Consider the following 19,932-nt stretch of genomic DNA (forward strand, 5'->3'; position numbering starts at 1 on the left):
GGGCAACGCTTAGCGTCGACGCTGGATGAACGCACGAATCCGTTCAGCGGCTTCCACGCACTCCGCCAGCGGCGCAACCAGCGCCATGCGCACACGGCCGGCGCCGGGGTTCAAGCCTTCCACTTCCCGCGACAGGTACGAACCCGGCACCACGGTCACGTGTTCTTCTGCGAACAGGTCACGGCAAAACGCAGCATCGTCGCCGTTCACGTTCGGCCACAGATAGAAACCACCATCCGGGCTTTGCACATCCAGCACCGGCTTGAGAATCGCAAGCACGGCATCGAATTTCTCACGATACAGGTCGCGGTTGGCCTGCACGTGGGCTTCGTCCTGCCAGGCGGCAATGCTCGCCAACTGGGTTTGTACCGGCATCGCGCAACCGTGGTAAGTGCGGTACAGCAGGAAGGCCTTGAGAATGTCGGCGTCGCCGGCCACGAAACCGGAGCGCAGGCCCGGCAGGTTGGAGCGCTTGGACAGGCTATGGAACACCACGCACCGCTTGAAATCCTGGCGGCCCAGTTCGACGCAGGCGCTCAACAGGCCCGGCGGCGGGGTTTGTTCATCGAAGTACAGCTCGCTGTAGCACTCGTCGGCGGCGATGACGAAGTCGTATTCGTCGGCCAGTGCGATGAGTTTCTTCAGGGTGTCGACGGGGATCAGCGCCCCTGTTGGGTTACCGGGCGAGCACAGGAACAGGATCTGGCAGCGCTTCCAGATGTCCGGCGTTACGGCATCGAAGTCCGGGTTGAAACCGTTGGCGTCCAGGCACGGCAGGTAATGCGGCTTGGCACCGGCCAGGAACGCCGCGCCTTCGTAGATCTGGTAGAACGGGTTCGGGCTGACTACCAAGGCGTCGTCGCCACGGTTGACCACGGTTTGAGTGAAGGCGAACAGCGCTTCACGGGTGCCGTTCACCGGCAGGATATTGCGCGCCGGGTCCAGCCAGCCCTTGGGCACGTTGAAGCGACGCTCGCACCAGGCGCCGATGGCCTCGCGCAGGGCCGGGATGCCCAGGGTGGTCGGGTAGACCGCCATCTGGTCGAGGTTGTCAGCCAGGGCCTTGGCCACAAATTCCGGGGATTTGTGCTTGGGTTCACCAATGGACAACGCAATCGGGCGCTTGTCCGGGTTCGGCGTGACGCTGCCCAGCAGGGCGCGCAGTTTCTCGAACGGGTAGGGCTGCAACTGGTTCAGGGCGTTGTTCATGGGTATCTCGTTCAATTCGTTGGTAACGCGGTCTGCCGGGGCAGCAGAACCAAGTGTGGGAGGGGCAAGTGCGAATCGTCGCACCGCCCCCCGCGCATAAGCCCCGTTCAAATCGTCAGGCGTGTCAGCTCGACACCGGGCTCCTGGGTCACGCTCAACTGCTGGACGATCGCTTCCTGCAAGCGCAGGCACAGTTCAGGGTCGGACAGTGGGTGGTTGTCGGCGTCAGTGATGAAGAACACGTCTTCCACGCGTTCGCCGAGGGTTGCAATCTTGGCGTTCTGCAGTGACAGGTCGAACTCCAGGAAAATCCCGCCGATACGTGCCAGCAGGCCGGGCCGGTCCGGTGCGCTGAGCTCCAGTACGGTAACCGGGCGCTGGGCGTCGTTGGAGATAGTGACCTGGGGCGCGAAGGCAAAATGCTTGAGCTGACGCGGCACCCGGCGTTGGATGATCGTCGGGTAGTCGTCGGGATTGCGCAGGGCTTCGGTCAGGCCTTCGCGGATCTTTTTCACCCGCGCCGGGTTATCGCCAATCGAGTCGCCGTCGGTGTCGAGCACGATGTAGGTGTCGAGGGTGAACTGGCTGCTGGAGGTGATGACCCGGGCGTCATGGATGTTCAGGTTGAGCTGGTCCATGGCGGCCACCGTCACGGCGAAGAAATCGTGCTGGTCGGGTGCGTAAATGAAGATTTGCGTACCGCCTTCGAATTCGCGCTGGGTGGTTTCCTTGATCAGCACCAGCGGGCCGCCGTCGGCCGGCTGCTGCAGGATGGCATCGGTGTGCCAGGCCACATCGCCGGCAGTGTGGCGCAGGAAATAATCATCGCCCAGTTGCGACCAGAGCTGCTCGACATCGTCGGGGTCGTTGCCGCCACGCACCAGGATATCCAGCGCCGCGCTTTGGGTGCGGCGGATCTGTTCTTCGCGATCCACCGGGTTTTCCAGGCCGCGGCGCAGAGCGCGCTTGGTCTCGGTGTACAGCTGGCGCAGCAGGCTGGCGCGCCACGAGTTCCACAGCGTGGGGTTGGTCGCGTTGATGTCGGAGACGGTCAGCACGTACAGGTAGTCGAGGTGAGTTTCATCGCCAACGATCCCAGCGAAGTCGTGGATCACCTGTGGGTCGGACAAGTCCTTGCGTTGGGCGGTGGTCGACATCACCAGGTGGTTCTGCACCAGCCAGACGATCAGGCGGCTGTCCCACAGCGGCAACTGGTGACGCTGGCAAAAGGCCTCGGCATCCACTGCGCCGATTTCCGAGTGATCGCCATGCCGGCCCTTGCCGATGTCGTGGTACAGGCCGGCCAGGTAGATCAGCTCTGGCTTGGGCAGCTTGGCCATGAGCTTGCTGGCCAGCGGGAATTTCTCGGATACCTGGGTGTACTGCAATTTACGCAGATGCTTGATCAGGTTCAGGGTGTGGGCGTCCACCGTGTAAATGTGGAACAGGTCGTGCTGCATCTGCCCGACGATAAAACCGAACTCCGGCAGATAGCGCCCGAGAATGCCGTAACGGTTCATCCGGCGCAGGTTGCGGTGGATGCCGATCTTGCACTTGAACAGCTCGATAAACAGGCTGGTGTTGCGGATGTCGTTGCGAAAATTATCGTCGATCAGGTGACGGTTTTCGCGCAGCAGACGAATGGTGTCGGCGCGTACGCCTTTGATTTCCGGCTGCTGGGCCATCAGCACGAAGATTTCCAGCATGGCGAACGGGGTGCGGCGAAATACGTTGTCGTTGCGTGCTTCGATATAGCCGTCATGCAGTTGGAAGCGTGCATTGATCGGTTGCGGCGGCGCTTCATCTTCGGGAGCCAGGATCACTTCTTCGAAGTGCTGGATGATCAGGTCGCTGAGCTGGGCAATGCTCATGACTACCCGGTAGTACTGCTGCATGAAGCTTTCAATGCTGGTCTTCGCGTCTTCGCCCTCAAAACCCAACAGGGTGGCGATGGAGCGCTGATAGTCGAACAGCAGGCGGTCTTCAGAGCGTCCGGCGAGCATGTGCACGGCGTAGCGCACTTTCCACAGGAATTCCTGGGACGAAGCCAGCAGTGCATTTTCACTCTCTACGAGAAAGCCTTCGCCAGCCAGTGCCCTCAGGTTGAGGGTGCCGTATTGGCGGCGGGCGACCCACAGAATCGTCTGGATATCACGCAAGCCGCCCGGCGAGCCTTTGACATTGGGCTCCAGGTTGTACTCGGTGTCGTTGTACTTGTGGTGCCGGGCCTTTTGCTCGGCACGCTTGGCCAGGAAGAAGTCCTTGCTCGGCCACATGTGTTCGGTGCTGGTGACTTCCAGCATGCGCTGGCGCAGGCGTTCGGGACCGGCGATGGTGCGGCTTTCCATCAGGTTGGTGATCACCGTCAGGTCGGCGCGGGCCTCTTCGGCGCATTCGTCGACCGAGCGCACGCTCTGGCCAACTTCCAGGCCGATGTCCCACAGCAACGTCAGAAAACGCTCGATGGAATCGCGAAAGGTCTCGTGGTCGGCGCTGTCCAGCAGGATCAACAGGTCGATGTCGGAGTAGGGGTGCAGTTCGCCACGACCGTAGCCGCCGACCGCCACCAGGGCGATATCGGCATCTTTACTCCAGCTGAACTGCTCCCAGGCCTTCTGCAGGATATTGTCGACGAACCAGGCGCGGTCCTCGATCAGTCGACGGATATCCCGGCCGTTGCGAAAGCGCTCATCGAGCACCTCGCGGGCCTGGCGGATAGCCTTTTTGAAGGCGGCGATGGGGCTTGCCTTCAATGCCAGTTCAGCCTGGAACTGGCCACGGTCGAAGAGTTCGGGGTCCACCTGGGGCATCGATTGGCTTTCCTTTCTATCTATCAGTCAGTCACAACAGCGTTTGGGAAAACCAAACCGGCTTTATGCCGAAAGGCGCGGAATCGTGTCATCCGAGCGCAGGGTGAAGATCTCGTAACCGGTTTCGGTGACCAGCAAGGTGTGTTCCCACTGGGCGGAAAGCTTGCGGTCCTTGGTGATAGCCGTCCATCCGTCGCCCAGGACCTTGGTATCGGCCTTGCCCTGGTTGATCATCGGTTCGATGGTGAAGGTCATGCCTGCCTTGAGCTCCATGCCGGTACCGGCGCGGCCGTAGTGCAATATCTGTGGCTCTTCGTGGAACACCTTGCCGATGCCGTGGCCGCAGAACTCGCGGACAACCGAGAAACCGTTCTTTTCGGCGTGCTTCTGGATCACTTCGCCGATGTCGCCCAGGCGGCAGCCGGGTTTTACGATCTCAATGGCCTTGTACATGCATTCCTGGGTGACCTGGGACAGGCGCTCGGCCCAGACCGGCACGTTGCCGACGTGGAACATACGGCTGGTGTCACCGTGGTAGCCGTCTTTGATCACGGTGACGTCGATGTTCAGGGTGTCGCCGTCCTTCAACGGTTTGTCGCCTGGAATGCCATGGCAGACCACGTGGTTGATCGAGGTGCAGATCGACTTGGGGAAGCCCTTGTAGTTGAGCGGGGCAGGGATGGCCTTTTGGACGTTGACAATATAGTCGTGGCAGATACGGTCCAGCGCCTCGGTGGTAACGCCGGGCTTTACGTGTTCGGCGATCATTTCCAGCACGTCGGCAGCCAGTTTGCCGGCAACGCGCATGCCTGCGATGTCTTCGGCGGTTTTCAAGGTAACGGTCATACAGGCTCTCTCTAGCGCGATGCGCTGAAATCAATACGGTTCACGGTGTGCGGCAATAAAGGTTACAAAAAACGCACAAACCCCAAAAAACGCGATTCTAGCAGACGATGGCGTCAAATCATGAGCCTCTGATGATCGCTTCTCTCTATAAGGTTGGGCCATGTTGGCGCTATTCAAAGGCTCAGGCAAAGGCAGCGGGCGGCAAATGTCATTGCGGGTTTCGTTTTTTGACTTCTTGTGGTATAAAATGCGCCGCTTTCCGGGGATGCCCCGTGAAGCTTAAATCCACACACGTGTCGACACGATGACCTGGGTGCCGGAGGCCTTGATGCCGCTGGTTGGTCATTGGGATACGTGGAGGCCAAACCCGACTTATTAAGGAACTATCATGTCCCAAGTCAACATGCGCGATATGCTGAAGGCCGGTGTGCACTTCGGTCACCAGACCCGTTACTGGAACCCGAAAATGGGCAAGTACATTTTCGGCGCGCGTAACAAGATCCACATTATCAACCTTGAAAAAACCCTGCCAATGTTCAACGAAGCTCTGACTTTCGTAGAGCGTCTGGCCCAGGGCAAAAACAAGATCCTGTTCGTCGGCACCAAGCGTTCCGCTGGCAAGATCGTTGCTGAAGAAGCAGCACGTTGCGGTTCGCCGTACGTCGATCACCGCTGGTTGGGCGGCATGCTGACCAACTTCAAAACCATCCGTGCTTCCATCAAGCGTCTGCGTGACCTTGAAGTGCAAGCTGAAGACGGTACTTTCGCCAAGCTGACCAAGAAAGAAGCGCTGATGCGCTCCCGTGACCTGGAAAAGCTCGATCGTTCCCTGGGTGGTATCAAGGACATGGGCGGTCTGCCTGACGCACTGTTCGTAATCGACGTTGATCACGAGCGCATCGCGATCACCGAAGCCAACAAGCTGGGCATCCCTGTTATCGGCGTAGTCGATACCAACAGCAGCCCGGAAGGCGTTGACTACATCATCCCAGGCAACGATGACGCAATCCGCGCTATCCAGCTGTACATGGGTTCGATGGCTGACGCTGTAATCCGTGGTCGCAACCACGTTGCTGGTGGTACCGAGCAGTTCGCTGAAGAAGCTCCGGTAGCTGCCGCTGAGTAATTGACGCCCTGGCGTTGACTCAGTAAGCAAAAAGGGGGCTTGGCCCCCTTTTTGCCACCTCGAAAACCATTTGTTGGCGCTCACTTGTGGCAGCGCATCATTGCTCTGTAACGTGCGGCAGCCTACAAGGAAGATTCGGGAAGAATTGAACGCCCGTTTGATCGGGTGGAATGGTTGAAAACCTATCCAAGAGGATTTTGAAATGGCAGAGATTACTGCAGCGTTGGTTAAAGAACTGCGTGAGCGTACTGGCGAAGGCATGATGGATTGCAAAAAGGCCTTGACCAAGGCTGGCGGCGACATCGAAAAAGCCATCGACGACATGCGTGCTTCCGGCGCCATCAAGGCTGCCAAGAAAGCAGGCAACGTCGCTGCTGAAGGCGCAATCGCTCTGGTTGAAGACGGTAAAGCCGCAGTTCTGCTGGAAGTGAACTCGCAGACCGACTTCCTGGCTCTGCAAGATGACTTCAAGGCATTCGTTGCTGCCAGCGTCAAGAAAGCATTTGACGACAAGCTGACCACCGTTGAGCCTCTGATCGAAGCTCAAGAAGCTGATCGCCTGGTACTGGTCGGCAAAGTTGGCGAAAACGTCAATATCCGTCGCCTGACCCGCGTGGAAGGTGATGTTGTTGGTGGTTACCTGCACGGCAACAAGATCGGTGTAGCTGTTGTTCTGAAGGGCGGCGACGTTGAGCTGGCCAAAGACATCGCTATGCACGTAGCGGCGACCAACCCTGAATTCCTGCTGCCATCGGAAGTTTCCGCTGAAGCGATCGAACGTGAGAAGGGTGTGTTCCTGACCCTGAACGCCGACAAAATCGCCGGCAAGCCAGAAAACATTGTTGAGAACATGGTCAAAGGCCGTATCAGCAAGTTCCTGGCTGAAGCGAGCCTGGTTGAGCAAGCGTTCGTCAAGAACCCTGAAATCAAGGTTGGCGAACTGGCCAAGAAAGCCGGTGCTGAAATCGTTTCCTTCACTTACTTCAAAGTAGGCGAAGGCATCGAGAAGCCGGTCGACAACTTCGCTGAAGAAGTTGCTGCCCAGCTGGCTGCCGCCAAGCAATAAGACAGTTTTCAACTGTCGCCCGAAAGAGGCTGCCCGCTCACGCGCGCAGCCTCTTTTCAAATGGGAAGGCCAATTTTATTTGGTTTCCTATCGGAACTGGCTTACAAAGCCGTGTTCCGATGGCGCTGTGATAGCGTCCAGCTAGAGTGAACGCAAGCCGTAAACGGCTCGCCAAGAATTTTTTAAAATACGCCGCAGGAGAGATTCGCAATGGCTCAGCAGGGCAGTGGTTATCAGGCTCGCTATAAACGCATTCTACTCAAGCTTAGCGGCGAGGCCCTGATGGGCTCGGAAGAGTTCGGGATCGATCCCAAGGTGCTCGATCGCATGGCGCTTGAAGTCGGCCAATTGGTCGGTATCGGTGTCCAGGTCGGCCTGGTGATTGGAGGTGGCAACCTGTTCCGTGGTGCGGCGCTGAGTGCGGCCGGCATGGATCGGGTCACTGGCGACCACATGGGCATGCTGGCCACTGTGATGAACGCCCTGGCCATGCGTGATGCCCTGGAGCGTGCCAATATCTCGGCTATCGTGATGTCGGCTATTTCCATGGTCGGCGTGACCGATCACTATGATCGTCGCAAAGCCATGCGTCACCTGAATGCCAAGGAAGTGGTGATCTTTGCTGCCGGCACGGGTAACCCGTTCTTCACGACCGATTCGGCTGCGTGCCTGCGCGCTATCGAAATCGATGCCGACGTGGTGCTCAAGGCAACCAAAGTGGACGGTGTATACACCGCGGACCCATTCAAAGACCCGCATGCCGAGAAGTTCGATCATCTGACCTACGATGAAGTGCTGGATCGCAAGCTGGGCGTGATGGACCTGACAGCAATCTGCCTGTGCCGCGACCACCAGATGCCGCTGCGCGTATTTAACATGAACAAGCCCGGCGCCCTGCTGAATATCGTACACGGCGGCGCGGAAGGGACTTTGATCGAGGAAGGCCAACAATGATCAACGAAATCAAGAAAGACGCCCAAGCGCGTATGCAGAAATCCCTGGAGTCTCTGAGCCACGCATTTGGCCAGATTCGTACTGGCAAGGCGCACCCGAGCATCCTGGGCAGCGTCATGGTGCCTTACTACGGCGCCGACACCCCGCTGAGCAGCGTGGCCAACGTGACGGTCAAGGACTCGCGTACCCTGCAAGTCGTGGCATTCGAGCGCAACATGCTCGCCGCCGTCGACAAAGCCATCCAGAGCGCCGGCTTGAACCTCAACCCGACCAACCTGGGCGAGTTGCTGTTGATCTCCATGCCTGCCCTGACTGAAGAAACCCGTAAGGGCTTCACCAAGCAGGCTCGTAGCGCAGCTGAGGACGCGCGTGTTGCCGTGCGCAACATCCGTCGCGATGCGCTGGGTGATCTGAAGAAACTGGTCAAGGACAAAGAAATCAGCGAAGACGAAGAGCGTCGCGCCGTCGCCGATATCGACAAGTTGACCAAAGACGCCGAGGCTCAGATCACCAAGGCGACTGACGAAAAAGAAAAGGACCTGATGGCCGTATAAGGGGTCAGGACGCCTTCATGGAAAAGACCAAGCAGACTGTGCCCTCCGTGGTACCGCGCCATGTCGCGATCATCATGGATGGGAATAATCGCTGGGCGAAAAAACGCTTTATGCCGGGTGTTGCCGGGCATAAAGCGGGTGTCGATGCGGTGCGCGCCGTCATTGAGGTGTGCGCCGAGGCCAAGGTTGAAGTGTTGACGCTGTTTGCCTTCTCCAGTGAGAACTGGCAGCGGCCCGCCGATGAAGTCACGGCCCTGATGGACCTGTTCTTCAAGGCGCTGCGGCGTGAGGCCAAGCGCCTCAACGATAACAACATCAGTCTGCGCATCATTGGTGATCGCTCGCGGTTCCATCCGGAGCTGCAAGCGGCCATGCGCGAAGCCGAGGCGATGACTGCCGGTGCCAACCGTTTTGTGCTGCAGATTGCAGCCAACTACGGTGGTCAGTGGGATATTGCCCAGGCTGCGCAACGCCTGGCCCGCGAAGTGCAGGCCGGCCATCTGCGGCCGGACGACATTACGCCCGAACTGTTGCAAACCTGCCTGGTGACCGGCGACCTGCCGTTGCCGGACTTGTGCATCCGCACCGGTGGCGAGCACCGCATCAGCAATTTTCTGCTGTGGCAGTTGGCCTACACCGAATTGTACTTCTCCGACCTGTTCTGGCCGGACTTCAAACACGATGCCATGCGTAATGCACTGGCCGATTTCGCTTCCCGTCAGCGTCGCTTTGGTAAAACGAGCGAGCAGATCGAAGCTGGAGCCCGGGTTTAAATGCTTAAACAACGAATCATCACGGCACTGATCCTGCTGCCAATCGCCTTGTGCGGTTTTTTCCTGCTCGACGGTTCCGGCTTTGCGCTGTTCATCGGCGTGGTCGTGACGCTGGGAGCCTGGGAATGGGCGCGCCTGGCGGGTTTCAATGCCCAAATGCCGCGAGTGGTGTATGCGGCATTCGTGGCGCTGTCACTGTTCCTGATGCATACCCTGTCGAGCATCATCGTGCCTTGGGTGTTGGGGGCTGCGGTGCTGTGGTGGGCGCTGGCGACATTCCTGGTGCTCAGCTATCCACGTACCAGCGGCCAGTGGTCCAGTGTGGCGTGCAAGCTGGTGATTGGCTTGTTGATCCTGCTGCCCGCCTGGCAAGGCCTGGTGGAGATCAAGAATTCGTCCATGGGTAACTGGTTGATCATGGCCGTGATGGTGTTGGTCTGGGGTGCTGATATTGGTGCCTACTTCTCCGGTCGGGCGTTCGGCAAGCGCAAGCTGGCGCCGGCTGTCAGTCCGGGCAAGAGCTGGGAAGGTGTTTACGGCGGCCTGGCATTGACCCTGGTGATTACGCTGGTGGTCGGCATTGTGCGCAACTGGTCGGTGAAGGAAATCTTCCTGGCGCTGCTGGGCACCGCTATTGTCGTGTTCGTTTCGGTGGTGGGTGACCTCACTGAAAGCATGTTCAAGCGCCAGGCCGGTATCAAGGACAGCAGTAACCTGCTTCCAGGTCATGGTGGTGTATTGGATCGTATCGACAGCCTCACGGCGGCGATTCCGATCTTTGCCGTGTTGTTGTGGATGACTGCCTCGTGAGCCGTCTGCAGCAAGTCACCGTACTGGGCGCGACCGGTTCAGTGGGGCTGAGCACCTTGGATGTGATTGCTCGTCATCCTGATCGCTATCAAGTATTTGCCCTGACCGGTTTTACGCGGCTGAGCGAGTTGCTGGCGCTGTGCGTGCGCCACTCGCCACGTTTTGCTGTGGTGCCCGAGGCGGCGGTGGCGCGTGGTCTGCAGGACGACCTGCGGGCTGCCGGCCTGGCCACTCAGGTGTTGGTGGGCGAGGCGGGGTTGTGCCAGGTGGCGGCCGATGCCGAGGTGGACACCGTCGTGGCTGCAATTGTCGGTGCGGCGGGTTTGCGCCCGACGCTGGCGGCGGTCGATGCGGGCAAGAAGATTCTGCTGGCCAATAAAGAAGCGTTGGTCATGTCTGGCGCGCTCTTTATGCATGCGGTGCGCAAGAGTGGCGCGGTACTGCTGCCCCTCGACAGCGAACATAACGCGATTTTCCAGTGCATGCCGGGTGACTTTGCGCGTGGCTTGAGCCAGGTCGGTGTGCGCCGGATTCTGTTGACGGCCTCCGGTGGGCCGTTCCGGCAGACGCCTCTGGCTGAGCTCGAACATGTTTCTCCGGATCAGGCCTGTGCGCACCCGAACTGGTCCATGGGGCGCAAAATCTCCGTGGATTCGGCGAGCATGATGAACAAGGGCCTGGAACTGATTGAGGCTTGCTGGCTGTTTGATGCCCGGCCGGATCAGGTCGAGGTGGTGGTTCATCCGCAAAGTGTGATTCATTCCCTGGTCGATTACGTGGATGGTTCGGTGCTGGCGCAGTTGGGCAACCCGGACATGCGTACGCCCATCGCCAATGCCCTGGCTTGGCCGGAACGTATTGATTCCGGTGTGGCGCCGTTGGACCTGTTTGCAATTGCCCGTCTGGACTTCGAAGCGCCGGATGAGCAGCGCTTTCCTTGTCTGCGCCTGGCGCGTCAGGCGGCGCAGGCGGGTAACAGTGCGCCGGCGATGCTCAATGCAGCCAATGAGGTGGCGGTAGCGGCGTTTCTTGAGCGGCGCATCCGCTATCCGCAGATCGCGAGTATTATCGAGGATGTCCTGAGTCTGGAGCCTGTGGTCGCTGTTAACGACTTGGGCGCTGTGTTTGACGCGGATATGAAGGCCCGAGGCCTGGCCGAGCAATGGTTGAACCGCAACGCGCGTTAGCCTGCAGGTGGGGTTGAGTCCTCAGGCACTGGATTGAAAGGCGGAGAAATTAGATGAGTGCGCTCTACATGATTGTCGGCACCCTGGTTGCTCTGGGTGTGTTGGTGACCTTCCACGAATTCGGCCACTTTTGGGTGGCGCGTCGTTGCGGCGTCAAGGTACTGCGCTTTTCAGTCGGTTTCGGCATGCCCTTGCTGCGCTGGCATGATCGTCGTGGCACTGAGTTCGTGATTGCAGCCATACCACTGGGTGGCTACGTCAAAATGCTCGACGAGCGCGAAGGGGAAGTGCCTGCGGACCAGTTGGACCAGTCTTTCAATCGCAAGACCGTTCGTCAGCGTATCGCAATTGTCGCCGCCGGTCCGATTGCCAACTTCCTGTTGGCGATGGTGTTCTTCTGGGTTCTCGCCATGCTGGGCAGCCAGCAGGTGCGTCCGGTTATCGGTGCGGTCGAAGCGGATAGCATGGCGGCCAAGGCTGGCCTGGTCGCAGGTCAGGAAATTGTTTCCATTGATGGCGAACCAACCACCGGTTGGGGCGCGGTCAATTTGCAACTGGTGCGGCGTCTGGGGGAGAGCGGTACCGTCAGTGTTGGGGTCCGCGATCAGGACTCCACTATTGAGACGGCGCGTGAACTGGCCCTGGATCATTGGCTCAAGGGTGCGGATGAGCCTGACCCGATCAAGTCCCTGGGGATTCGCCCGTGGCGGCCGGCGTTGCCGCCGGTGCTGGCGGAGCTGGATCCGAAAGGTCCGGCCCAGGCCGCAGGCCTGAAAGCCGGAGATCGCCTGTTGGCCCTGGATGGCCAGCCACTCGGTGACTGGCAGCAAGTAGTCGATCTGGTTCGTGTGCGGCCCGATACCAAAATTGTGCTGAAAATTGAACGTGATGGTGCTCAAATCGACGTCCCCGTAACCTTGTCGGTTCGCGGGGAGGCCAAAGCCGCCGGGGGTTATCTGGGGGCTGGGGTCAAGGGTGTCGAGTGGCCAGCATCGATGGTGCGAGAGGTCAGCTTCGGGCCGCTGGCCGCAATCGGCGAAGGCGCGAAACGCACCTGGACCATGAGCGTGCTGACCCTCGAATCCCTCAAGAAAATGTTGTTCGGCGAGCTCTCGGTAAAAAACTTGAGTGGACCGATAACCATTGCTAAAGTGGCGGGCGCTTCTGCCCAGTCGGGTGTCGCGGATTTCCTGAATTTCCTGGCTTATCTGAGTATTAGCCTTGGGGTTCTGAATTTGCTGCCTATTCCTGTATTGGATGGGGGGCATCTGTTGTTTTATCTGGTCGAGTGGGTGCGTGGTCGCCCCTTGTCGGATCGGGTGCAGGGTTGGGGGATACAGATCGGTATCAGCTTGGTGGTTGGAGTGATGTTGTTAGCTCTGGTCAACGATCTGGGACGTCTGTAACGCTTCGCTGAATTGCGAATCTGCCGCATTTTGCGGCAGTTTGTTTATTGCCAGTTGGAATAAGAAAGGACTTCATGAAACGTCTGCTGCTAACTGCGGTTCTCACCGTATTGATGATCGCCGAAGTTCACGCCGAGTCCTTCACTATCTCCGATATTCGCGTCAACGGCCTCCAGCGGGTTTCCGCAGGTAGCGTCTTTGGTGCCTTGCCGTTGAACGTCGGGGAACAGGCTGATGATCGTCGCCTGGTGGAATCCACTCGTGCGCTGTTCAAAACCGGGTTCTTTCAAGATATCCAGCTGGGTCGCGAAGGCAACGTCCTGGTTATCACGGTCGTCGAACGACCTTCCGTCGCCAGCATCGCGATCGAGGGTAACAAGGCGATTTCCACTGAAGACCTGATGAAAGGCCTCAAGCAGTCCGGCCTGGCCGAGGGCGAGATCTTCCAGCGCGCAACCCTCGAGGGTGTGCGTAACGAACTGCAACGTCAGTACGTTGCCCAGGGCCGCTACTCCGCGACCGTGGAAACCGAAGTCATCCCCCAGCCTCGTAACCGTGTCGGCCTGAAGGTCAACATCAACGAAGGCACGGTGGCGGCCATTCAGCACATCAACGTGGTGGGCAACACCAAGTTTGCTGACGACGACCTGATCGACCTGTTCGAACTCAAAACCACCAACTGGTTGTCGTTCTTCAAGAACGATGACAAATACGCCCGTGAAAAACTGTCCGGTGACCTGGAGCGTCTGCGTTCCTACTACCTGGACCGTGGCTATATCAACATGGACATCGCTTCCACCCAGGTGTCCATCACCCCGGACAAGAAGCACGTCTACATCACCGTCAACGTCAACGAAGGCGAAAAATACAAGGTTCGCGACGTCAAGCTCAGCGGCGACCTGAAAGTGCCTGAAGACCAGGTGAAGTCCCTGTTGCTGGTGCAGAAAGACCAGGTGTTCTCGCGCAAGCTGATGACCACCACTTCCGAACTGATTACCCGTCGCCTGGGTAACGAAGGCTATACCTTTGCCAACGTCAACGGCGTACCGACCCCGCATGATGATGACCATACCGTGGACATTACCTTCGTGGTCGACCCGGGTAAGCGCGCCTACGTGAACCGCATCAACTTCCGCGGCAACACCAAGTCTGCGGACGAAGTGCTACGTCGTGAAATGCGTCAGATGGAAGGTGGCTGGGCGTCGACCTACCTGATCGACCAGTCCAAGACCCGTCTTGAACGTCTGGGCTTTTTCAAGGAAGTCAACGTCGAAACCCCGGCTGTCCCAGGTGTGGACGACCAGGTTGACGTGAACTACGCCGTTGAAGAGCAAGCTTCGGGTTCGATTACCGCCAGCGTCGGTTTTGCACAGAGCGCCGGTCTGATCCTGGGTGGCTCGATCACGCAGAACAACTTCCTCGGTACGGGTAACCGTGTGTCTGTCGGCCTGACCCGAAGCGAATACCAGAGCCGTTATAACTTCAGTTATACCGACCCCTACTGGACCGCTGATGGTGTGAGCCTGGGCTACAACGCCTTCTACCGTACCACCGACTACAAAGACCTCGACGTCGACGTTGCAAGCTATGCAATCGACAGCATGGGTGTTGGTGCCAACATTGGCTACCCGATCAGTGAGACTTCGCGTCTGACATTCGGCCTGACCGCGCAACAGGACAAGATCAAGACCGGTGTGTACACCGTGGACGAAATCTTCAACTTCGTGCGTAACGAAGGCGACCAGTTCCTGAACTTCAAGGCGTCGGCCGGCTGGTCCGAGTCGACCCTGAACAAAGGCGTGCTGGCGACCCGTGGTCACTCCCAGAGCTTGACGCTGGAAGCCACTACACCGGGCAGCGACCTGTCGTTCTTCAAGCTCGACTACCGTGGCCAGTTGTTCCAGCCGCTGAGCGATAACTACACCATGCGCCTGCACACTGAGCTGGGTTATGGCGATGGTTATGGTTCCACCAGTGGTCTGCCGTTCTACGAGAACTACTATGCAGGTGGTTTCAACTCGGTTCGCGGCTTCAAGGACAGTACCTTGGGTCCGCGTGGTACGCCGAGCCGCGGTGAAGCGTTTACGGGTAACCAGGGCACTATCGCCGACACGGACACTAAGGCGCTGCCATTCGGTGGTAACGTACTGATCCAGGGTGGTGCGGAGATTCTGTTCCCGCTGCCGTTCGTCAAGGACCAGCGTTCCCTGCGTACCTCGGTTTTCTGGGATGTGGGTAACGTGTTCGACTCCAAGTGCGAGCAGGTCTCCAACCCGAATGGTTCGAAGTCCAATACGCAGTGTAACGACGTGAGCTTCAGCAACCTGGCGAGCTCCGTTGGTGTTGGCGTGACATGGGTGACTGCACTGGGCCCGTTGAGCTTTGCTCTGGCCATGCCGGTCAAGAAACCGGATAACGCTGAAACCCAGATTTTCCAATTCTCCCTCGGCCAGACGTTCTAAGCGTCTGACCCAAGATAACGACAACGGATTCTGTAGGAGTGCATCGTGCGTAAGTTGACTCAATTGGTCCTGCTGGCAACTGTGCTGGTAACCACCCCGGCCTTCGCCGAAATGAAAATCGCCGTCCTGAACTATCAGATGGCCCTGTTGGAATCCGATGCGGCCAAGAAGTACGCAGTGGATGCCGAGAAAAAATTCGGTCCGCAACTGACCAAGCTCAAGACCCTGGAAAGCAGTGCCAAGGGCATTCAGGATCGTCTGGTAGCCGGTGGCGACAAGATGCAGCAGGGCGAGCGCGAGCGCCTGGAGCTTGAGTTCAAGCAAAAGGCCCGTGACTACCAGTTCCAGTCCAAGGAATTGAACGAAGCCAAGGCCGTTGCTGACCGTGAAATGCTCAAGCAGCTCAAGCCGAAACTCGACAGCGCTGTGGAAGAAGTCATCAAGAAAGGTGCCTTTGACCTGGTGTTCGAGCGTGGCGCTGTAATCGACGTCAAGCCTCAATACGACATCACCCGCCAGGTGATCGAGCGCATGAACCAGCTGAAGTAAGCCATGACCGCGACTATCAAGCTCGGCGAGTTGGCCGAGTTCCTGGGGGCCGTCTTGCACGGCTCCCCGGAGAAGGAAATCACTGGGCTAGCCACCTTGCAGGAGGCTGGCCCAGCTCAGTTGAGCTTCCTCGCAAATCCTCAATACCGTAAATACCTGGTCGGTTGCCAGGCCGCAGCAGTGTTGCTGAAGGCTGCTGATGCTGAGGGTTACGCCGGGGATGCGCTGGTAGTGGCCGACCCGTACCTGTCGTATGCGAAGGCGTCGCACCTGTTCGATCCAAAACCCAAGGCGGCCGGTGGTATTCATCCCACCGCCGTGATTGCCGATGATGCCCGGGTTGACCCCGCGGCCAACATTGGTGCTTTTGCCGTGATCGAGAGTGGCGCGCGCATTGCCGCGGGCGTCACCGTGGGCGCCCATTGCTTTATCGGTGCGCGCAGTGAAATCGGTGCCGATGGATGGCTGGCTCCGCGTGTCACCCTTTACCACGACGTGCGCATCGGTGAGCGCGTGGTTATTCAATCGGGTGCCGTGCTCGGCGGTGAAGGTTTTGGCTTTGCCAATTCCAAGGGTGTTTGGCACAAGATCGCCCAGGTTGGCGGCGTTTTGATTGGTGATGACGTGGAAATCGGCGTCAATACCGCCGTGGACCGCGGGGCGCTCGCCGATACCGTGATCGGTAACGGGGTGAAGCTCGACAACCAGATCCAGATTGCCCACAACGTGCAGATTGGTGATCACACCGCCATGGCGGCGTGCGTCGGTATCTCCGGTAGCACCAGGATCGGCAAGCATTGCATGCTCGCCGGTGGCGTAGGGCTGGTCGGGCATATCGACATTTGCGACAACGTTTTCATCACCGGCATGACCATGGTTACCCACTCGATTACCGAGCCAGGTGCCTACTCTTCCGGTACCGCCATGCAGCCGGCGGCTGAGTGGCGTAAAAGTGCAGCGCGCTTGAGGCAGCTTGACGACATGGCCCGACGCCTCAAACAGCTTGAAAAGCGTGTTGGGGACGTGACCCCTGACGGTAATGCTTCATCAGAAGGCTGATACCATTTCCATATCAAGTGTGCGCAGCCGTTGGACGGCCTCCTTGATTTGCTAGCGGGGCGTGCTTTTAGTTCGCCCGCCCCCAATCTTTATTACAGGCTTCCCCCCGAAATGATGGACATCAACGAGATTCGCGAATACCTGCCTCACCGTTACCCGTTCCTGCTGGTGGATCGCGTAGTGGACCTCAATGTCGAGGAAAAGCGCATTCGTGCCTACAAGAATGTCAGCATCAACGAACCTTTCTTCAACGGCCACTTTCCCGCGCATCCAATCATGCCAGGCGTGCTGATCATTGAAGCTATGGCCCAGGCTGCCGGTATCCTTGGTTTCAAAATGCTCGACCTCAAGCCTGCCGATGGCACGCTCTACTATTTCGTGGGCTCCGACAAACTGCGTTTCCGCAATCCGGTCACGCCGGGCGACCAGTTGATCCTGGAAGCCAAGTTCATCAGCTGCAAGCGCCAGATCTGGAAGTTCGAATGCCAGGCCTCGGTGGATGGCAAGCCGGTGTGCTCGGCTGAGATCATCTGTGCGGAACGCAAACTATGAGTTTGATTGACCCTCGCGCAATCATCGATCCGTCGGCCGTCCTGGCCGCCGACGTTGAGGTTGGCCCTTGGTCGATCGTCGGCGCAGGTGTTGAAATCGGCGAGGGGACTGTCATCGGGCCGCACGTGATCCTTAAAGGTCCGACCCGCATTGGTAAGCACAATCGTATCTACCAGTTTTCTTCGGTAGGCGAAGACACCCCTGACATGAAGTACAAGGGTGAAGAGACACGCCTGGTAATCGGTGACCACAACATCATCCGTGAAGGTGTGACCATTCACCGTGGCACCGTGCAGGATCGTGCCGAGACCACGTTGGGTGATCACAATCTGATCATGGCCTATGCGCACATCGGCCATGACAGTGTGATCGGCAACCACTGCATCCTGGTCAACAACACTGCGTTGGCGGGCCATGTGCATGTTGGCGACTGGGCGATTCTGTCCGGATTCACACTGGTCCATCAGTACTGCCACATCGGCGCCCATAGCTTTTCCGGCATGGGTACTGCGATCGGCAAGGACGTTCCGGCATTCGTCACGGTATTCGGCAACCCGGCCGAGGCTCGCAGCATGAACTTCGAAGGCATGCGCCGTCGTGGTTTCAGCGAAGACCAGATTCATGCCCTGCGTCGCGCCTACAAAGTGGTATACCGCCAAGGGCTGACGGTTGAACAGGCGTTGATCGAACTGGCCGAGTCGGCTGCCCAGTTTCCGGAAGTGGCGGTGTTCCGGGACTCGATCCAGGCGTCGACTCGCGGCATCACCCGTTAATCATGGCCAATCTGCGTGTAGCGCTGGTGGCCGGAGAAGCTTCCGGCGATATTCTGGGGGCTGGCCTGATGCGTGCGCTCAAGGTCCGGCACCCTGCCGTGGAGTTTATTGGAGTGGGTGGGCCGTTGATGCAGGCCGAGGGCCTCACGTCCTATTTCCCCATGGAGCGTTTGTCCGTCATGGGGTTGGTGGAAGTGCTGGGGCGACTTCGAGAGCTGCTGGCTCGCCGCAAACTGCTGATCCAGACACTTATTGAAGAAAAGCCCGACGTCTTTATCGGCATCGACGCTCCGGACTTCACCCTCAACATCGAACTCAAATTGCGTCAGGCCGGCATCAAGACCGTGCACTACGTCAGCCCGTCCGTGTGGGCGTGGCGGCAGAAGCGCGTGCTGAAGATCCGCGAAGGCTGCGACTTGATGCTGACCTTGCTGCCATTCGAAGCCCGATTCTATGAAGAGAAGGGCGTGCCGGTACGCTTTGTGGGTCACACATTGGCCGACACCATCCCTCTGCAAGCCGATCGCGCAGCGGCGCGTGCCGAGTTGGGCCTGGCCGATGGCCCGCTGGTGGCATTGATGCCAGGCAGCCGCGGCGGTGAAGTCGGGCGGTTGGGCGCGCTGTTTTTTGATGCCGCCGAGCGTTTGATGGTCCTGAAACCCGGTGTGCGTTTCGTACTGCCGTGCGCCAGCCCGCAACGTCGTGCTCAGGTCGAGGCACTGCTTGTCGGCCGTAACTTGCCGGTGACGCTGCTGGATGGCCAGTCGCACCTGGCGCTCGCGGCCTGTGATGCGGTGCTGATTGCCTCGGGCACAGCGACTCTTGAAGCCTTGCTGTACAAGCGACCAATGGTCGTGGCCTATCGTCTTGCGCCGCTGACGTTCTGGATTCTCAAGCGCATGGTCAAAAGCCCCTACATCTCCTTGCCCAATCTGCTGGCCCAGCGTCTGTTGGTGCCGGAGTTGTTACAGGACGATGCGACCCCTGAAGCCCTGGCGCAAACCTTGCTGCCCTTGATCGATGGCGGCGAAGAGCAGACCCGTGGCTTTGACGATATTCACCGCACGTTGCGCCGTGATGCGTCGAACCAGGCGGCTGATGCCGTACTCTCCTTGATCGGCCACAAACAGGAAAACCTATGACCACACAGATGGGTCTGGACTTCAGCCTGGTTGCCCAAGCTCATGAGCTGGTGGCCGGTGTTGATGAAGTAGGACGCGGGCCGCTGTGCGGCGCAGTCGTTACGGCGGCAGTCATTCTTGACCCGAACCGTCCGATTCTCGGGCTTGATGACTCGAAGAAACTGACCGAAGCGCGCCGCGAAAAACTCTACGACGAGATCTGTGAGAAAGCCCTGAGCTGGTATATCGCCCGTGCCGAGGTCGAAGAAATCGACGAGCTGAACATCCTGCACGCCACCATGCTCGCCATGCAGCGTGCGGTAGAAGGCCTGCACATCACGCCCAAGATGGCGATGATTGATGGTAATCGCTGCCCGAAATTGGCGATGCCGTCGGAAGCGGTGGTGAAGGGTGATAGCAAGGTGCCTGCTATTGCAGCGGCTTCAATCCTGGCCAAGGTCAGTCGCGACCGTGAAATGGCGGCCTTCGAATTGATCTACCCCGGCTACGGCATGGGTGGTCACAAGGGCTACCCCACCCCCGTTCATCTGGAAGCCTTGGCCCGTCTCGGCCCCACGCCGATCCACCGTCGCTCGTTCGCCCCGGTGCGCCTGGCTTACGAGGCACGGGAGAGCCTCACCGAGGTGTAGTCGTGAGGCTGATGTTTTGCTCAAG

At 58.8% G+C, this 19,932-nt stretch carries 18 protein-coding genes; 15 read left to right on the forward strand and 3 right to left on the reverse strand.

Annotated features, from left to right (window positions below):
- Nucleotides 1–9 precede the first annotated feature (9 nt).
- From dapC to map, 3 genes are all read right to left on the reverse strand, one after another.
- A complete protein-coding gene (gene dapC, locus M5B97_RS08055; protein WP_134658129.1) occupies nt 10–1,209 on the reverse strand; it encodes a succinyldiaminopimelate transaminase in 1,200 nt (399 codons plus the stop codon).
- A gap of 107 nt (nt 1,210–1,316) precedes the next feature.
- A complete protein-coding gene (locus tag M5B97_RS08060; protein ID WP_248731210.1) occupies nt 1,317–4,019 on the reverse strand; it encodes a [protein-PII] uridylyltransferase in 2,703 nt (900 codons plus the stop codon).
- Between the two features lie 63 nt (nt 4,020–4,082).
- Nucleotides 4,083–4,865, reverse strand: coding sequence for a type I methionyl aminopeptidase (map, locus tag M5B97_RS08065; RefSeq protein ID WP_060754035.1), 783 nt, complete (start codon nt 4,863–4,865; stop codon nt 4,083–4,085).
- A 388-nt stretch (nt 4,866–5,253) separates the two neighbouring features.
- On the opposite strand from map, the gene rpsB reads away from it, so the two are divergent.
- The 15 genes from rpsB (at nt 5,254) to rnhB (ending at nt 19,907) form a co-directional block, all read left to right on the forward strand.
- Nucleotides 5,254–5,991: a 30S ribosomal protein S2 gene (gene rpsB / locus M5B97_RS08070; RefSeq protein ID WP_003172263.1), complete on the forward strand. Its 738-nt coding sequence runs from the start codon at nt 5,254–5,256 to the stop codon at nt 5,989–5,991.
- A gap of 202 nt (nt 5,992–6,193) precedes the next feature.
- Nucleotides 6,194–7,057 (forward strand): translation elongation factor Ts, encoded by an 864-nt coding sequence (tsf, locus tag M5B97_RS08075; RefSeq protein ID WP_123714890.1) that lies wholly within the window; start codon nt 6,194–6,196, stop codon nt 7,055–7,057.
- 210 nt (nt 7,058–7,267) lie between these two features.
- A complete protein-coding gene (gene pyrH, locus M5B97_RS08080; protein ID WP_047277210.1) occupies nt 7,268–8,011 on the forward strand; it encodes a UMP kinase in 744 nt (247 codons plus the stop codon).
- A complete protein-coding gene (gene frr / locus M5B97_RS08085; RefSeq protein ID WP_123714891.1) occupies nt 8,008–8,565 on the forward strand; it encodes a ribosome recycling factor in 558 nt (185 codons plus the stop codon). Before pyrH ends, frr begins: the two co-directional genes overlap by 4 nt.
- 17 nt (nt 8,566–8,582) lie before the next feature.
- Nucleotides 8,583–9,338 carry a polyprenyl diphosphate synthase gene (gene uppS / locus M5B97_RS08090; RefSeq protein WP_134658125.1) on the forward strand — a complete coding sequence of 252 codons (756 nt, stop codon included), beginning with the start codon at nt 8,583–8,585 and terminating at the stop codon, nt 9,336–9,338.
- Nucleotides 9,339–10,148 (forward strand): phosphatidate cytidylyltransferase, encoded by an 810-nt coding sequence (locus tag M5B97_RS08095; RefSeq protein WP_134658123.1) that lies wholly within the window; start codon nt 9,339–9,341, stop codon nt 10,146–10,148. It begins immediately after the preceding gene.
- Entirely contained in the window at nt 10,145–11,335 is a 1,191-nt protein-coding gene (ispC, locus tag M5B97_RS08100; RefSeq protein WP_248731211.1) for a 1-deoxy-D-xylulose-5-phosphate reductoisomerase, read from the forward strand. The genes M5B97_RS08095 and ispC overlap by 4 nt, the downstream gene beginning before the upstream one ends.
- 53 nt (nt 11,336–11,388) lie before the next feature.
- Complete coding sequence (rseP, locus tag M5B97_RS08105; protein WP_248731212.1) at nt 11,389–12,741, forward strand: sigma E protease regulator RseP; 1,353 nt, start codon at nt 11,389–11,391, stop codon at nt 12,739–12,741.
- 74 nt (nt 12,742–12,815) lie between these two features.
- A complete protein-coding gene (bamA, locus tag M5B97_RS08110) occupies nt 12,816–15,203 on the forward strand; it encodes an outer membrane protein assembly factor BamA (protein WP_248731213.1) in 2,388 nt (795 codons plus the stop codon).
- 45 nt (nt 15,204–15,248) lie between these two features.
- Nucleotides 15,249–15,752: an OmpH family outer membrane protein gene (locus M5B97_RS08115; RefSeq protein ID WP_003172279.1), complete on the forward strand. Its 504-nt coding sequence runs from the start codon at nt 15,249–15,251 to the stop codon at nt 15,750–15,752.
- A 3-nt stretch (nt 15,753–15,755) separates the two neighbouring features.
- A complete protein-coding gene (gene lpxD, locus M5B97_RS08120; protein ID WP_248731214.1) occupies nt 15,756–16,811 on the forward strand; it encodes a UDP-3-O-(3-hydroxymyristoyl)glucosamine N-acyltransferase in 1,056 nt (351 codons plus the stop codon).
- A gap of 111 nt (nt 16,812–16,922) precedes the next feature.
- Nucleotides 16,923–17,363, forward strand: a complete 441-nt coding sequence (fabZ, locus tag M5B97_RS08125; protein ID WP_003172281.1) for a 3-hydroxyacyl-ACP dehydratase FabZ — start codon at nt 16,923–16,925, stop codon at nt 17,361–17,363.
- Nucleotides 17,360–18,136, forward strand: coding sequence for an acyl-ACP--UDP-N-acetylglucosamine O-acyltransferase (gene lpxA / locus M5B97_RS08130; protein WP_134658115.1), 777 nt, complete (start codon nt 17,360–17,362; stop codon nt 18,134–18,136). Before fabZ ends, lpxA begins: the two co-directional genes overlap by 4 nt.
- Before the next feature lie 2 nt (nt 18,137–18,138).
- Nucleotides 18,139–19,278: a lipid-A-disaccharide synthase gene (gene lpxB, locus M5B97_RS08135; protein ID WP_248731215.1), complete on the forward strand. Its 1,140-nt coding sequence runs from the start codon at nt 18,139–18,141 to the stop codon at nt 19,276–19,278.
- Nucleotides 19,275–19,907: a ribonuclease HII gene (gene rnhB, locus M5B97_RS08140; protein ID WP_134658111.1), complete on the forward strand. Its 633-nt coding sequence runs from the start codon at nt 19,275–19,277 to the stop codon at nt 19,905–19,907. The genes lpxB and rnhB overlap by 4 nt, the downstream gene beginning before the upstream one ends.
- The last annotated feature ends 25 nt before the right edge of the window (nt 19,908–19,932 follow it).

Origin of the sequence: Pseudomonas sp. MWU13-2517 (assembly GCF_023242545.1) — a bacterium.
Taxonomy (GTDB): Bacteria; Pseudomonadota; Gammaproteobacteria; order Pseudomonadales; family Pseudomonadaceae; genus Aquipseudomonas.

Coding starts and splice junctions, on each gene's coding strand:
- rpsB (WP_003172263.1), top strand. CDS start 5,254: ATGTCCCAAGTCAACATGCGCGATATGCTGAAGGCCGGTGTGCACTTC.
- frr (WP_123714891.1), top strand. CDS start 8,008: ATGATCAACGAAATCAAGAAAGACGCCCAAGCGCGTATGCAGAAATCC.
- tsf (WP_123714890.1), top strand. CDS start 6,194: ATGGCAGAGATTACTGCAGCGTTGGTTAAAGAACTGCGTGAGCGTACT.
- lpxB (WP_248731215.1), top strand. CDS start 18,139: ATGGCCAATCTGCGTGTAGCGCTGGTGGCCGGAGAAGCTTCCGGCGAT.
- pyrH (WP_047277210.1), top strand. CDS start 7,268: ATGGCTCAGCAGGGCAGTGGTTATCAGGCTCGCTATAAACGCATTCTA.
- fabZ (WP_003172281.1), top strand. CDS start 16,923: ATGATGGACATCAACGAGATTCGCGAATACCTGCCTCACCGTTACCCG.
- rseP (WP_248731212.1), top strand. CDS start 11,389: ATGAGTGCGCTCTACATGATTGTCGGCACCCTGGTTGCTCTGGGTGTG.
- map (WP_060754035.1), bottom strand. CDS start 4,865: ATGACCGTTACCTTGAAAACCGCCGAAGACATCGCAGGCATGCGCGTT.
- rnhB (WP_134658111.1), top strand. CDS start 19,275: ATGACCACACAGATGGGTCTGGACTTCAGCCTGGTTGCCCAAGCTCAT.
- bamA (WP_248731213.1), top strand. CDS start 12,816: ATGAAACGTCTGCTGCTAACTGCGGTTCTCACCGTATTGATGATCGCC.
- lpxD (WP_248731214.1), top strand. CDS start 15,756: ATGACCGCGACTATCAAGCTCGGCGAGTTGGCCGAGTTCCTGGGGGCC.
- M5B97_RS08095 (WP_134658123.1), top strand. CDS start 9,339: ATGCTTAAACAACGAATCATCACGGCACTGATCCTGCTGCCAATCGCC.
- M5B97_RS08060 (WP_248731210.1), bottom strand. CDS start 4,019: ATGCCCCAGGTGGACCCCGAACTCTTCGACCGTGGCCAGTTCCAGGCT.
- dapC (WP_134658129.1), bottom strand. CDS start 1,209: ATGAACAACGCCCTGAACCAGTTGCAGCCCTACCCGTTCGAGAAACTG.
- lpxA (WP_134658115.1), top strand. CDS start 17,360: ATGAGTTTGATTGACCCTCGCGCAATCATCGATCCGTCGGCCGTCCTG.
- uppS (WP_134658125.1), top strand. CDS start 8,583: ATGGAAAAGACCAAGCAGACTGTGCCCTCCGTGGTACCGCGCCATGTC.